The sequence below is a fragment of the Rhizobium sp. 05L429 genome (assembly GCF_056397645.1).
Genome location: NZ_JBFTNV010000001.1, coordinates 25,482 through 39,886, shown reverse-complemented (window position 1 = coordinate 39,886; position 14,405 = coordinate 25,482). Strand labels below are relative to the sequence as shown.

14 protein-coding genes are annotated in these 14,405 nt (G+C 60.0%); 10 read left to right on the top strand and 4 right to left on the bottom strand.

The features are described from left to right. Positions 1–33: 33 nt before the first annotated feature. Positions 34–1,212 (bottom strand): acetate/propionate family kinase, encoded by a 1,179-nt coding sequence (locus AC1DNW_RS00185; RefSeq protein ID WP_113309333.1) that lies wholly within the window; start codon positions 1,210–1,212, stop codon positions 34–36. Between the two features lie 207 nt (positions 1,213–1,419). Between AC1DNW_RS00185 and AC1DNW_RS00180 the strand changes: the two genes are divergently transcribed. Further along, on the top strand, positions 1,420–3,015 hold the full coding sequence (locus tag AC1DNW_RS00180; RefSeq protein ID WP_113295420.1) for an inorganic phosphate transporter: 1,596 nt from the start codon (positions 1,420–1,422) through the stop codon (positions 3,013–3,015). 93 nt (positions 3,016–3,108) lie between these two features. Here the strand turns inward: AC1DNW_RS00180 and AC1DNW_RS00175 are convergent, their stop codons facing one another. Then, a complete protein-coding gene (locus tag AC1DNW_RS00175; RefSeq protein ID WP_113309336.1) occupies positions 3,109–4,680 on the bottom strand; it encodes a bifunctional diguanylate cyclase/phosphodiesterase in 1,572 nt (523 codons plus the stop codon). Positions 4,681–4,914: 234 nt separating this feature from the next. Here AC1DNW_RS00175 and AC1DNW_RS00170 point away from each other — a divergent pair, with 234 nt between their 5' ends. The 4 genes from AC1DNW_RS00170 (at position 4,915) to AC1DNW_RS00155 (ending at position 7,610) form a co-directional block, all read left to right on the top strand. Continuing rightward, the gene (locus AC1DNW_RS00170) at positions 4,915–5,157 is read left to right on the top strand and encodes a DUF6894 family protein (RefSeq protein ID WP_113295422.1); all 243 of its coding nucleotides are present in this window, start codon (positions 4,915–4,917) and stop codon (positions 5,155–5,157) included. Between the two features lie 61 nt (positions 5,158–5,218). Next, the gene (locus AC1DNW_RS00165; protein ID WP_113309340.1) at positions 5,219–5,572 is read left to right on the top strand and encodes a hypothetical protein; all 354 of its coding nucleotides are present in this window, start codon (positions 5,219–5,221) and stop codon (positions 5,570–5,572) included. Positions 5,573–5,679: 107 nt separating this feature from the next. Next, positions 5,680–7,173, top strand: coding sequence for a sensor histidine kinase (locus tag AC1DNW_RS00160; RefSeq protein WP_477832589.1), 1,494 nt, complete (start codon positions 5,680–5,682; stop codon positions 7,171–7,173). Beyond that, positions 7,170–7,610 (top strand): response regulator, encoded by a 441-nt coding sequence (locus AC1DNW_RS00155; protein ID WP_113295423.1) that lies wholly within the window; start codon positions 7,170–7,172, stop codon positions 7,608–7,610. Before AC1DNW_RS00160 ends, AC1DNW_RS00155 begins: the two co-directional genes overlap by 4 nt. 278 nt (positions 7,611–7,888) lie before the next feature. Here AC1DNW_RS00155 and AC1DNW_RS00150 read toward each other — a convergent pair whose 3' ends face one another. After that, entirely contained in the window at positions 7,889–8,434 is a 546-nt protein-coding gene (locus AC1DNW_RS00150) for a histidine phosphatase family protein (RefSeq protein ID WP_113309421.1), read from the bottom strand. Positions 8,435–8,666: 232 nt separating this feature from the next. Between AC1DNW_RS00150 and AC1DNW_RS00145 the strand changes: the two genes are divergently transcribed. The 3 genes from AC1DNW_RS00145 (at position 8,667) to AC1DNW_RS00135 (ending at position 10,317) form a co-directional block, all read left to right on the top strand. Then, complete coding sequence (locus tag AC1DNW_RS00145; RefSeq protein WP_113295425.1) at positions 8,667–8,876, top strand: CbtB domain-containing protein; 210 nt, start codon at positions 8,667–8,669, stop codon at positions 8,874–8,876. 13 nt (positions 8,877–8,889) lie between these two features. Next, positions 8,890–9,624 (top strand): CbtA family protein, encoded by a 735-nt coding sequence (locus tag AC1DNW_RS00140; RefSeq protein WP_113309344.1) that lies wholly within the window; start codon positions 8,890–8,892, stop codon positions 9,622–9,624. Between the two features lie 87 nt (positions 9,625–9,711). After that, on the top strand, positions 9,712–10,317 hold the full coding sequence (locus AC1DNW_RS00135) for a hypothetical protein (RefSeq protein ID WP_113295427.1): 606 nt from the start codon (positions 9,712–9,714) through the stop codon (positions 10,315–10,317). Here the strand turns inward: AC1DNW_RS00135 and AC1DNW_RS00130 are convergent. Further along, positions 10,302–10,964 (bottom strand): sulfite oxidase-like oxidoreductase, encoded by a 663-nt coding sequence (locus AC1DNW_RS00130; RefSeq protein ID WP_113295428.1) that lies wholly within the window; start codon positions 10,962–10,964, stop codon positions 10,302–10,304. The two genes, AC1DNW_RS00135 and AC1DNW_RS00130, sit on opposite strands and share 16 nt — an antisense overlap. A gap of 109 nt (positions 10,965–11,073) precedes the next feature. Between AC1DNW_RS00130 and AC1DNW_RS00125 the strand changes: the two genes are divergently transcribed. Together AC1DNW_RS00125 and AC1DNW_RS00120 are read left to right on the top strand one after the other, a co-directional pair. Then, positions 11,074–12,948: a sensor histidine kinase gene (locus AC1DNW_RS00125; RefSeq protein WP_113309348.1), complete on the top strand. Its 1,875-nt coding sequence runs from the start codon at positions 11,074–11,076 to the stop codon at positions 12,946–12,948. Next, a complete protein-coding gene (locus tag AC1DNW_RS00120) occupies positions 12,945–14,300 on the top strand; it encodes a sigma-54-dependent transcriptional regulator (protein WP_113309352.1) in 1,356 nt (451 codons plus the stop codon). The genes AC1DNW_RS00125 and AC1DNW_RS00120 overlap by 4 nt, the downstream gene beginning before the upstream one ends. Positions 14,301–14,405 lie beyond the last annotated feature (105 nt).

The window sequence follows — 14,405 nt, the reverse complement described above, 5'->3', positions numbered from 1 at the left end:
TAGCTGATGGCGCCGGCATGCATTTGATCTGGATCAGCCCGAGCGAAGAATGGTGAGCGTCTCCTGCGCGATGATCTGTTCCTCGTCCGTGGCAATGACATGCGCCGTTATGCGGCTTGAAGGTGTCGTGATCGTGAAGCCGTTGGCAGCATTTGTTTTTTCCTCAACGGCAAGGCCGAGCCAGCCCAGGCGCTGAATGACTGCCGAGCGAATCTGCGGCTGGTGCTCGCCGATGCCGGCGGTGAAGACGACGGCGTCGAGCCCGCCGAGCGTCACCGACATCCGGCCGATCTCGCCAGCAATGCGCAGTGTAAAGAGGTCGAGCGCCTCTTGGGCTTCTGCGCGGCTATCCTCAAGAAGATCGCGGGTATCGGCATTGATGCCGGAGACGCCAAGCAGGCCGGAGCGATGGTAGAGTAGATCTTCCACCTGATCGGCGGACTGCTTCTTTTGCTGCAGCAGATGCAGGATCACGCCGGGATCGAGCCAGCCTGGCCTTGTTGCCATGGGAATGCCGTCAAGCGTGGAAAAGCCCATGCTGCAATCGCGACTGATGCCGTTTTCCAGAGCGCAGAGGCTTGCGCCGCTACCGAGATGGGCGGCGACGATTTTCGCTTTATTCGACAGCCTGCGGTTCACCTCGCCGGCGATGAATTTGTAGGAAAGGCCATGAAAGCCGTAGCGCTTGATGCCCTCGTCATGAAGTGCGCGGGGGATGGCGAAGCGGCGGACGAGATCGGCCTGTGTGGCGTGAAAGGCGGTATCGAAGGAAGCGGTCTGGGCAAGCTGTGGCTTCAGGTGTTTCAGGGCACGGATGAATCGAAGCGCCTGCGGCTGATGAAGGGGTGCGAGCGGCGTGAGCGCGTCGATCGCCGCGATTGCGACATCATCGAGCGTAGTTGCCGCGGTAAAACGGTCGCCTCCATGGACGACGCGGTGGCCGGCAGCGCGGACGGTCTCGATATCGAAGTGCTCCGAGAGAAGTTTGAACGTTTCGTCGATGACCGCGTGCAGATCGTCGGTAAGCCCGGCCTTCAGCGGCGTATCGAACGTTTGCGGACCTTCCGTCAGTTTGAAGGCGAGCGGTTCGGCGCGGAAGTCGATCACGCCCTTGCCGATGCGGCGCACCTTTGCATCCTCGATTGCGAAGATTCCGATCTTTACCGTCGACGAGCCGGCATTGAAGGTCAGGAGAAGGTCGGTCGACGGCATTTTACTTGATGCTCCCTGGCAGCGTGACGATGACGAACTTAGCGTCATCGTGCCCGGTGGGAAGTCTCTTGAATCCCGGCAGGCAATTTTTGGTTGCTGATTTCGGTCCCGGTTCCGGGATGGCGCGCGAATGGCCGCGTCATGAGAGCTTCACGCTAGGGATTTATTAACAAACGGCAATTTGCAAATGGAACAAGGAACTATGCCATGGCCGACATTGCCCCCAGCCATAGCGACGCTTCCCATCCGCTGCATCATTCGAACTCCGCCGGCAAATGGTTCCTGCCGGTGTTCGGGCTCGTTGTGGTCTGCGGTCTTGGATATGTCGGCTATGCCCTCGCCCGTGATCTGACTGCCGCAGTTGCCGTTCCCTGGCTGCTTCTCGGCCTTGCACTGCTGATCGCGCTTGGCTTCGAGTTCGTCAACGGTTTCCATGATACGGCCAATGCCGTGGCGACCGTTATCTATACGCGCTCCATGCCGGCGGAATTTGCCGTCATCTGGTCAGGCTTCTTCAATTTTCTCGGCGTCTTGACGTCGACGGGTGCCGTCGCCTTCGGCATCCTGGCCTTGTTGCCGGTCGAGCTCATCCTGCAGGTCGGCTCCGGCTCGGGCCTCGCCATGGTCTTCGCTCTATTGATCGCAGCGATCGTCTGGAACCTTGGTACCTGGTATCTCGGTCTGCCGTCATCGAGCTCGCATACGCTGGTCGGCTCGATCATCGGTGTCGGCCTCGCCAACCAGTTCCTGGCGCCAGCAGGTTCAGCCACCAGCGGCGTGGACTGGTCGCAGGCAACCAACATTGGCCTGTCGCTCTTGATCTCGCCAATCATCGGTTTCGGCCTTTCCGCCATTCTGCTCATCGTTATGAAGTTCCTGGTGCGCAAACCCGAGCTCTATCAGGAGCCGAAGGGAAATCAGCCGCCGCCGTTGTGGATCCGCGCCATCCTGATCTTCACCTGCACGGGCGTCAGCTTCGCCCACGGTTCGAACGACGGCCAGAAGGGCATGGGTCTCATCATGCTGATCCTGATCGGTCTGGTGCCGACCGCCTTCGCGCTGAACCGCACACCTGATGTCAATTACCTCGAAGCCTACAAGTCGGCTTCGGCACAGGTGGAAACCGCGCTCGGCAAATATGTGAAGCCGGGTATCACCGTCAGCGACTACAAGGCGGAAGTCAGCAATGCCGTCAAGAACAAGGTCTGGACGGATGCGACCACGCCGGCGTTGCAGCAGTATATTCACCAGACGAGCACTGAAGTTGCGGCTTTTCCGACGCTGGAGGCCGTTCCGACCAATCTTGTCAGTAACGTCCGCAACGATATCTACCTGATCGGCGAGGCCCTCAAGCTCATCGACAAGCAGAAGCTGCTGCCGATGGATGCCAGCGATCTCAAGGCCGTCACCGGCTATCATGCGGCGGTGGACAACGCCACGAAGTTCATTCCGTTGTGGGTGAAGGTCGCCGTCGCACTGGCGCTCGGCCTCGGCACCATGGTTGGCTGGAAGCGCATCGTCGTGACCGTCGGTGAGAAGATCGGCAAGACGCACCTGACCTACGGCCAGGGCGCTGCCGCGGAAGTCGTCGCCATGGTGACGATCGCCTCGGCAGACCATCTCGGCCTGCCGGTTTCGACCACGCATGTGCTGTCATCCGGTGTGGCAGGCACGATGGCTGCGAACGGATCGGGCCTGCAATGGTCCACCGTGCGCAACATGCTCATGGCCTGGGTGCTGACGCTGCCGGCCTCGATCGCGATCGCCTTCCTGCTGTTCGTGATCCTGCGGCAAGTCTTCTAGTTTAAAGCATTTCCGTTTTTCTTCGAAACACGGGAATGCTCTACCTCTTTGTTTCACGCAATTCCGGACGCAAGCCGGTTGGAATTGCTCTATTCAGGCCGTGGAGGCCAGATTGGCATTTTGACTTTCGACGAAGATGTCAGCCTCTGCGGCGGGCATCGCCTTGCCGAAGAGATAGCCTTGGCCGATGTCGCAGCCGAGCTGCAGCAGATAGGCCAGCTGGGCGTGCTCCTCGACGCCTTCTGCCGTCGTCTTGATATTGAGGCTTCTGCCGAGAGCGAGCATGGCGCGGACGATTTTTTCCTGCTTCTCGTCCTCCCGGCAGGTGGCGATGAAACTCTTGTCGATCTTGATCTTGTCGAAACGGTAGCGGGCGAGCTGAGCGAGGCTCGAATAGCCCGTGCCGAAATCATCGAGTGCAATCTGTATGCCGGCCTCATGCAACTCATCGAGAATATGGGCGGCGATCGCCGGGTCCTGGATCAGCGCGTTTTCGGTGATTTCCACTTCCAGCCGCTTTGCCGGCAGACGGCTTGCGGTCAGCACTTTAAGGATGCGGGAAGCAAGCAGCCTGTCTTCCATCTGCACCGGCGACACGTTGAAGGAAAGCCTGACATGATCCGGCCAGGCCAGCGCATCGTAACATGCCTGGGTGAGCAGATTTTCGAACAGTTCGGTGATCATGCCGGTTTCTTCGGCAATGCTGATGAAAACCGGGGGAGGGATGTTCGTGCCGTCGTCGTCGGTCCAGCGAGCAAGCGCCTCGAAGCCGCAGAGCCTGCCGCTTCTGAGATCAATCAGCGGCTGGTAATAGGTTTTGATCGCCTTCTTCTGAATGGCGCCGCGCAGCTTGGTCTCCAGTGATGCGCGCTCTGTTACCTTGTTCTGCATCGACGGTTCGAAGGTCAGTTTATGATTGGGACCGCGCGATTTCGCCTCGTACATGGCAAGGTCGGCGCGGTGAGCGGCATCCTCCAACGGCTCGGCGCCTTCGCTCCAGCGGTCGTAACCCACGCTTGCGCCGACCTCGACGGCAAAGCCGTCGATCAGTATGGGGCGCGTGACCGCCTGGATGAGCACCTTGGCAAACCATTCCTCCCGCGCCGCGGTCATACCGAGGGCGATGATGATGAATTCATCTCCGCCGAAACGGTAGACGCAATCGGCATTGCCCAGCGCGCAGATGCGCTTGGCCACTTCCACCAGCAGAACGTCGCCGCCCTTGTGGCCAACGAGGTCGTTGACTTTCTTGAAGCCGTCGAGATCGACGGAGAAGATCGTGACGTTGCTCCTGACCTCTTCGGGAATATTGCCTTCCTTATCGGCGGGCTTGGGCAGGATTTTGCGTTCGAAAGCGTAGCGATTCGGAAGCTTGGTCAGATGATCGTGGGTGGCGGTCCAGTCGGCGCGCGCCTGGGCGGCGTCGCGAAGCTGCATCTCTTTACGAAGGTCGGCAATGCGTAACACGGAATAGATGAAACTCATCGCGCCGGCGATGCCGAGGGCCAGCACGAATTTATCGGCGCCGTAATTCTCGAAGTTGCTCATGAAGGAAACGAGCCAGCTATCGACATCCAGCAGGGCGCCTGAAATCCAGAGCGCTGCACCGAGCGCCATGATCGTCAGACATTGCCTTCCCGCCCTGCTTCTGAAGAATTCCGGCATCAGCTTCTCCATCTCCACCCGGGGCGGAAATATCATGAAAGTCTGAAATGTTTATTGAAACCTGAAGGCGAATTGTTGGAGACAATGCCACGCATTCGTTAGCACTTTCATCGCTACGCCTACCCCTTTCGTGCTGCGCAGCATTTTCATAGCGTACGGAGCGCCGAATTTTACCGGCGATTTGAAACCTTTGGCCGCTTTCCGCTTTATGCTTTCGCAACGGGTGCAGGGCAGATGTCTCTCTTCTATTTCAAGACCATAGACAATGACGGCACGGCTCCGGGCGATCTGCCGTTCGAATTTCCCGACCTTTTCGCCGCCGTGGAAGAGGCAAAGCATGTACTGGCCGAAATGGCGCTCGACGGTTTGCCGCAACAGCCGGGCGGATCGCTGGGCATAGAAGTGCAGAACGGGGACCGCTCTCCGATCGTGCGGCTGCGGCTGGAGCTGAAAGTAGATTACATCCGGCCGTCCTAAATCGGAACCAATGCTGCGCTCAAGCCGTTTTCCGAGACCATTCACGAGAGAGGACAATCTCATGCAACTTGTCGGCACCCAGGTCATTCCCGCCTATGGCGCTAAAGGCGGTTTTACGGTCGAGTTTGTGGGCGACGGTGGCGAAGTCGTCTCCGTGCAGATCAAGAACGATCGCGGTCAGCAATTGAACCGGCTGAACGCGGTGGAAAAGGCGAGGGAAGTGATGAGCCGCTTCGCCACGGCGCCAATCCGCGAGGATGATAACGAGCAACCAACGGGGTTGCGGAATGCTCGTTCGCGAGGTGACGAGGAGGCGATGGAAGAACAACTGGACGAGGGACTGGAAGGCACTTTCCCCGCCAGCGATCCGGTCTCGATTACCAACACCGCAATACCAAAGGGCCGCAAACACTGATCCCCTTTCACGGCCGCTATGCCTGAAAGCGCCCTGCGATCATCGGCTTGATCGCAGGGCGTTTTTCCGTCACTGGTGCTTTAACCGCTGTTCAGAGATCGTTTTTCATGCCCTCCTCAAATGCTTCCTTCGTGCGTTCCGCGCTGATCATGCTGGCGCTCGGCGTGCTGATCCTGACGGCAATCGTCGGGGCATCGCTTTGGCTGGTGCGGGAAAACAGCCTCTATTCCGATGAGGTGGCGCAGATACGCCGCGTGCGCAGCGCTGCAGCCGACCTGCTGTCGACGCTGCAGGACGCAGAGACGGGCCAGCGGGGTTTTCTACTGACTCTCGACCGGAAGTATCTCGATCCGTACAACACCGCCATCCAGGACCTGCCGGCGCGGCGCCAAGGGTTGCTGGATGCAACGAGCGATCTTCCTAAAAATAGCGAAAGCCTGAGGGCGCTGGATAAGGCAATCGACAGCAAGCTCAAGGAGTTGTCATCGACAATTACGCTTGCCTCCCAGGGGCAGATGGCAGACGCCCTTGCCATTGTCCGCAGCGATACCGGCAATGCGGCAATGGCGGCAGTGCGGACGACGCTGGGCGGCCTCATCGCCTCGACAGACGATCGCCTTCGTATCATCGTGATCCAACAATTGGATGCAGCCGACAATCTGCAATGGGTCACCGTGGGCGGCGCCATCGCCATGGTCATCGTCATCGGCGGCGCCATCCTCATCATCTTCCAGCATGTGCGGGAGCTCTCGCGGGCGCAGAAGGAGCTCGAAGTGCTCAATTTCGGCCTCGAAGAGCGCGTTACCGAACGCACTGAAGACCTGATGCGGGCCAACCAGGAGATCCAGCGCTTCGCCTATATCGTCACCCACGATCTTCGCGCGCCGCTTGTCAACATCATGGGTTTTCTCAGCGAACTGGAGACCAGCCTGAAGGCGGTAAACAGCTACGTGCTTGCAGACAACAAACAGCCGAGCGAAGAGGAAATCAGGGAGGCACGGCTTGCGGTGGAGGAAGACCTGCCGGAAGCGATGAATTTCATTCGTTCCTCCACGCGAAAAATGGATTCGCTGATCAACGCCATCCTGAAGATTTCGCGCGACGGCCGACGCAAGCTTGCTCCTGAGCGGATCGATCTCAAGGCGGTGGTGGAAACGGCGGCTGAGAATGTCCAGCACCAGATTGCAGCATCCGAAGGGACAGTGGAAATCGATGTGCGCGTGCCGTCGCTCGTGACGGACCGCTTCTCGCTCGACCAGATTTTCGGTAATCTCTTCGACAATGCCGTGAAATATCGATCACCCAGCCGGCCCCTCGATCTGCACGTGAAGGCCGTACCTGCCGGAAAAGGGCGTATCCAGATCGATATCAAGGACAACGGCCGCGGTATCGGCAAGGCGGATATGGAGCGCGTTTTCGAGCTTTTCCGGCGCGCCGGCACGCAGGACCAGCCGGGCGAGGGTATCGGCCTTGCCTATGTGCGCTCGTTAATACGAAATTTGGGCGGCGATGTTACGGTCGATTCGGCCGAAGGCGTCGGCAGCACGTTCACGCTGACGCTGCCTGCGGACCTCAGCACGATTATAAAGGCAGAGACATGATAGCGACCGGCAAGGAAGTCACCATCGTCATGATCGAGGACGATGAGGGGCATGCCCGCCTCATCGAGAAGAATGTACGCCGTGCCGGCGTCAATAACGAGATCGTGCCTTTCACCAACGGCACCAGCGCGCTCGACTTCATTCTCGGCACGGACCGCAGCGGTGAAGTGAGCCGCGACCGTTATCTTCTGGTGCTGCTGGACCTGAACCTGCCGGATATGTCGGGCATCGATATTCTGGAGAAGATCAAGGGTAACGAGCACACCAAGCGCCTGCCGGTGGTGATCCTGACGACGACCGACGATGAGCGCGAAATCCAGCGCTGCTATGACCTCGGCGCCAACGTCTACATCACCAAGCCGGTCGACTACGAGAACTTTGCCCACGCGATCCGCCAGCTCGGCCTGTTCTTCGCTGTGATCCAGATTCCGCAATAGTCTGTAAAGAGAAAGGCGAGCGGCCGTAGCGCGCTCGCCTTTGACGTGCTCTGACTTTTCAAGCGACGTTGATCAGCAATGGCAGGCCGATCATCACGCCGACAAGAACAGCGACAACAGTTGCGACACGCACGATGCGCAGACGCCGCGTGCGTTCCCCACTCCAGTCATAGGTCATTTTGCGTCTCCTCGGGGAAGGACGTAGAGCCCGGGATTCCGGGTTCAATATGTATGACTGCGTTTGCTTGTGTAAGGCTGGCCTAATTTACGAGGATTATTCAGAAACGCAGCGACCAGCGGCGGCCGTCATGGGTCATGCGTACCATGCCGAGCGGCTGGACATCGATGGTCCAGAAGGAAGCGGGTGGCGCTTTCAGCACATCCAGGATCGCGGCGCGGATGACGGCTGCGTGGCTGACTGCTACGACATGGCCGCCCAGGGGCATTTCCTCGTTCATCCAGCCGGCAATGCGTTTGCAAAGCTGTTGCAGGCTCTCGCCCTCATGCGGGGCGGCTTCGGGATCGGACATCCAGAGAGCAAGGTTTTCCGGCTCTTCGGAGTGAAGGTTCATCAGCGGCTTGCCGGCCCAGCGGCCGTAGTCGCAATCCCGCAGCGAGGGAGCAAGGGTCGCGTCGAACCCCAGCATCTCGGCAGTCTGCCGGGCACGCAGCGCCGGGCTCGTGAAAGCCCTGTCCGCCCGTCCTGGCGCCGGCAGCGCGCCTTCGCTCAGCGCCTTCTCCTCCAGCGGTTCGTCCGCCGGAAAGGAGGCGGTGCGATTTGCCGCCGTCGCGCCGTGGCAGATCCATGTGAGGCGGGTAGTCACGTTACTCGACGCCCTTCGGAGATAGGGCGGGATGGTGGCCGCCCGCATATTAAGTTTCGTTGACAGTATCTTTGACGAACAGATATAACCGTGACGTTGCGGGTTTGGAAGCCGGTGAAAGTCCGGCGCGGTCGCGCCACTGTGACCAGCGTGTCGAAATTCTTCGCGTTGGAAGTCAGACCCTACTGCACGCAAAGATCTTCGACTGAACGCGTCATTCCAGGAGGAATACATGTCTGACACCACTTTCGCGCCCGTCGCGTCACCCGCACCGATCCCGCTTGGCGAAATCCTGCCCTGGGCGATTTTCGGTGGCCTGCTGATGCTCATCGCCATCTATTTCGTCGGCACTGAAGAAGGCGCGATGGCGCTCTTCAACGGCATGTATGTGCACGAATTCGTGCATGACGGCCGTCACCTCCTTGGCTTCCCCTGCCACTAAGGGAGTGCCTCACATGGTTGGAAACCTTTTGCTCCGCGGCATGATCGCGGGCCTGATTGCCGGCATCTTGGTTTTTGCCTTCGCGCGCATTTTCGGTGAGCCGCTCGTCGATGCGGCGATTGCCTTCGAAGAGGCGACGTCACAGGCTGCCGGTGCCGCAGCCGAACCCGAGATCGTCAGCCGCGCCACGCAAGCGGGCCTTGGGCTCTTCACCGGTGTCATGGCCTATAGCGTTGCCGTCGGCGGGCTTTTCGCGCTCGTCTTCGCCTTCGTCCATGGCCGCTTCAGCAGCCTTTCGGCACGCGGCACCTCTGCCGTCATCGCTGCCGCCGCTTTCGTCGCCATCGTCATCGTCCCGGCCATTAAATATCCGGCCAATCCGCCGGCTGTCGGCAACCCGGATACGATTGGGGTGCGCACCGAACTGTTCTTCCTGATGATCGTCGTGTCGATTGCTTCGCTGGTTGCGGCGATCGCAATCGCCCGCCGGCTGGCGGCGAACTACGGCGCCTGGAATGCGGCGATCATTGCGGGCATCCTCTTTGTCGGCTTCATTGGCCTGGTGGAATATCTGCTGCCGCCGATCAACGAAGTGCCGGAGAATTTCTCGGCGATGGTTCTGTGGCGCTTCCGCACGACCTCGCTTGGGATGCATGTGATCTTATGGTCGGTTCTCGGCCTCGCATTCGGCGCGCTGGCGGAGCAGCGCCTCAGCGTAAGGAACGGGTTCCGCCCGGCTTATCGGTAGGCAATGGTAGAGGGGGCCTTACGGCTCCCTCTTTCCTTGAGAAGCCTGTCGGCTCGTGATCAGCCGTATCGGGACGTTGGACGTCTTATGAAGAACGTATTTGATGCCATCTGTTTTGGCTTTGCGCTGCTGACTGCCAGCAACGCATTCGCGCACAGCTACAGCGGTGAGGGCAGCAATGCCGGTCTACCGGTGCCGGAAATAACTCACGGCGAGATGGCCGTCATTGCCGATTATCGCGGTCGTATCATGGATCTTGCGGCAAGCGCGGTTGATACGAACGAGCGTTTCCGGCGTGTGCTGAACTATGCCGAAATCCAGTATTCCTACTGTCTCTGGGGCCGGATGCCCGGCAGTGTGACGGATGAGGAAAGCCCATTCAACGAATGCGCCCATGCGTACCTAGCGGCGACCAAAGCAGTGCTGCTCTCCCTGCGAGATATGCCGCAGGAGGCCGTAGCGGCTGGTGAAATCGCATCTGCCGTCGATGTTGATATGGTCAGGCGCGGGCTCTCTCTGGTGACCTGTCGATTCAGCGGTGAGGGTTTCAATACGGCCGATATCGTGCGCCCGCGCTGGAGCGAAATTCCGCTGCATCCGGCGAGCATGGTCTCGCTCACCGGATTTGCAGCGATCCTCGCCGCAGGGTTCTTTGTTTTCAGGCGGTTTCTTCGGATTCAGTCCTCGGAATAGCGCTGCTCGCGCCACGGGTCACCATACATATGGTAGCCGTTCTTTTCCCAGAAACCGGCCTTGTCGGCCGGCAGCAGATCGATGCGGCGCAGCCATTTGGCGCTTTTCCAGAAATAGAGATGGGGTACGACGAGACGCATCGGCCCGCCATGATCGCGGGTGAGCGGCAAGCCCTCCCACGAGGTGGCGAGAATGGCATCCTCGGCGGCGAAATCGGACAGCGGCAGATTGGTGGTATAACCGTCATAGCTTGTCAGCATGACGTAACCGGCTTCCGGCTTCGGCATGGCGAGATCGAGCAGGTCGCGGGTGGAAACGCCCTTCCACTTGTTATCGTAGCGCGACCATGTCGTCACACAGTGGATGTCACTAACCATTGCGCTCTGTTCCAGCGCCTGGAAGGCTGCCCAATTGAGGTCCAGCGGTGTCTCGACAAGGCCGCGAACCTCAAGCCGCCAGCTATCGATGGAAATGATCGGCTGCTGGCCGAGGTCGAGCACCGGCCAATTCTTGACCAGATGCTGGCCCGGCGGCAGGCGCTCGGTTTCCGGGCGGCTGATGCGGCCGGTCAGGAATTTTCCTTCCGCTGCCCAACGGCGCTTGGATGTTGTGAGCTTGCTGTCTTCGGGGATCTGGTCGTCGCTCATGGCGGTCTCCTTGCGGTGCAGCAATCAGACATCTGCGCCTGACATGTGTCAAGTTTCAGCGCCTCTTGGAAATCTCCACCGCGCTCATTACACTTGAACCCGTCGGGTTATGCCTCCACGGGGAGCGGAGGCGGAAAGGGAGGAGCGGGCTCTGTCTGCGCGCTATCGCATCATTGCGGCGTTCTGCGCCGCACCCTTATTGGTTTTCGCTTTCTTCTATTACGGGAGTGCGGTTGCCACGCGCGCCTATATGGGCGAGGCTTCCGCGCAGGCGGGTACGGCGCTACGGCTTGCCGTCTCGGCGCTGAGTGGCCATCTCAGCCGCTACGAAGCCCTGCCGGCACTGATTGCCGATCACGACGATATCAAGGATCTGGTGACCCGGCCGGACGATCGGTCGCTGCGGGATAGCGCCAATCTTTACCTCAAGGAAATCAACGGGCTTCTGAAATCCTCCGACATTTACGTCGTGCTGCCGGACGGCGAGACGATTGCCGCCAGCAATTATGACGGCCCCGGCAGCTTCGTCGGCGAAAACTTCAGCTATCGACCGTATTTCCAGGAGGCGATCGGCGGGCATCATGCACGCTTCTACGCTCTTGGCACGACCTCGCTGAAGCGCGGCTATTATTTCTCTTCGCCGATCCGGGTAAAAGGAGAAATCCGCGGCGTCATTGTCTTCAAGGTGGATATCGATGTGATCGAATCCTCCTGGAGCGGCGGCGAGTACCGCATCTTCGTCTCCGACCCCGAGGGCATCATCTTCATGTCAGACAGTCCGGACTGGCTCTATGGGGGCATCCTGCCGCTGAGTTCGGATCGCGTGGCGCGCACCGAGGCATCGCGGCGCTATGCCAATGCGAAGCTCGTCGAACTGCCGGTCATCCGTCATCGCTTCGAGGATCATGACCTGATGACGCTCGCCGGCGATCGTGGTCAGAGCGAATATCTCGTTCTCTCGCATTACATGCCGGCCGAAGACTGGACGGTGCACGTGCTGATGGACACAAGTTCCATCCGAACGCAGGCCCGCACAGCGCTGGTCGTGGTTTTCCTTGTTCTGTGCATCGCTGCGCTGACATTCGCTGTTCTGCGGCAGCGGCGTATGCGGCTTGCAGAGCGCCTGCAATTGCAGGCCGAGGCACGGAACGAGCTGGAGCGGCGTGTCGAGGAGCGCACGGCCGACCTTGGACGCGTCAACAGCCGCATCGAGGAGGAGATCGCCGAGCGGCGTCTGACAGAGCAGCAGCTGCGTCAAACGCAGGCCGATCTCATCCAGGCCGGAAAGCTTGCTGGCTTGGGGCAGATGTCTGCGGCACTTTCGCATGAGTTCAATCAGCCGCTTGCTGCCGCCAAGACCTATACCGACAGCGCCGCCGTGCTGCTCGAGCGCGGCCGTATGGCGGAGGCGCAAGATAATATTCAGCGCATCGGCGGGTTGATCGACCGCATGGCTTCGATCAGCCGGCATTTGCGTAATTTCGCACGTAAGCCCAATGAGAAGCTCGGTCCGGTGCCGCTTGACGAGGCGATCCGCGATACGCTGGAAATCATCGCCTGGCGGCTGAAAGCCGCGGATGCCGATCTCTGGCTCCATCTCGGGCCGCGGCCGCCGGTGGTGAAGGCCGGTTCGGTGCGGCTGCAGCAGGTGCTGGTCAATGTCATCTCGAATGCTGCCGATGCTGTCGAAGGGCTGGAGGACAGGCGTATCGAGGTTTCGGCGTCCGAAGAGGCAGGCAAGGTGGTTCTGACCGTGCGCGATCATGGGCCTGGTGTGCCGGCGGCGATTGCCGAACGCATCTTCGATCCCTTCTTCACCACCAAGGGCATCGGCAAGGGCCTCGGGCTCGGGCTTTCCATCTCCTACAACATCATCAAGGATTTCGGCGGCAGCCTGTCCGTGTCCAATCATCCGGAGGGCGGGGCCGTGTTCCGTATCGAGCTTTCGGCCGCGGCAGGCATGATGCCGGAGGCGGCGGAATGAACGAACAGAAAATATTGCTCGTCGACGACGAGGAGGAACTGCGCCGTTCGACGGCGCAGGCGCTGGAACTGTCCGGCTTCAGCGTCGAGACCTTTTCCAATGCCGATCATGTGCTGGAACTGATCGGCTACAGTTTTCCAGGTGTCGTCGTTACTGATATCCGCATGCCCGGTATGGACGGCATGACGCTGATGCAGAAGATCCGCGAACTCGATACCGAGGTGCCGGTCATTCTCGTCACCGGCCATGGCGATGTGCAGCTTGCCGTCAAGGCGATGCGCGAGGGCGCTTATGACTTCATCGAAAAGCCGTTTACTCCGCAAATGCTCGCCGGCGTCATCCGCCGTGCGATGGAGCGGCGCAGCCTCGTGCTGGAAAACCGACTGCTGAAGGCGGTCGCCGGTAAGCGAGACGATATCGAGGCACGACTGCCGGGGCGCACGCAGATCATGGTCGACCTGCGCTATCGTATCCGCGCGATCGGGGCGAGCGATGCCGATACGCTTGTTGTCGGCGACACCGGGGCCGGCAAGGAGGTGGTGGCGCGGGCGCTGCATGATATCAGCGCGCGGGCGAGCCGGCCCTTCATTGCCATCAATTGTGCGGCGCTGCCGGCAAACCTGATCGAGAGCGAGCTTTTCGGGCATGAAGCCGGTGCCTTTCCGGGAGCAGTGCGGCCGCGCTACGGCAAGTTCGAGCATGGCCGCGGCGGTACGATCCTGCTTGACGAGATCGGCTCCATGCCCGTCGACCTGCAGGCGAAATTCCTGCGAGTGCTGCAGGAAAGAACGATTTCCCGCCTTGGCTCGAACGAGACCGTGCCGCTCGACGTGCGTTTTATCGCGACGAGCAAAGTTGATCTTGAAGCGGAAGTCGCTGCGGGCCGCTTCCGCGCTGACTTGTTCTACCGGCTGAATGTCGCGACCCTTCATGTGCCGTCGTTGTCGCAGCGCCGAGCAGATATTCCGCTGCTCTTCCTGCAATTGGTGCGGGAAGCGGCCGCGCGTTATGGCAAGGACGAGATGCTTGTGCCGCCGGATGTGATTTCCGACATCGGGCAGCGCGACTGGCCAGGCAATGTCCGCGAATTGCGCAACGCAGCCGACCGCTTCGTGCTCGGCCTCGATGGCGGCGGCCGGCAGGCCGAGGCTGCGGGGCTTGCCGAGCGTGTCGCGGAATTCGAACGCGGCGTGATCGCCAGTGCGCTTGTCGCTCATGGAGGCAGCCTGAAGCCGGTCTACGAATCGCTCGGCATTTCGCGCAAGACGCTTTACGAGAAGATGCAGAGATACGGTCTCGACAAGAAACTGCTGGCCAATGAGATGGCCGGCGAGATGCGCCGTGAGGGCTGATCCAATTCCCAGTCCTGGAGTGTGATTGCCCGTTTTCAGGCTACTGTCGATTCATGCCTTGACACGCAACCATTTGGTTGCCTATAAAGATCACAATAGGCAACC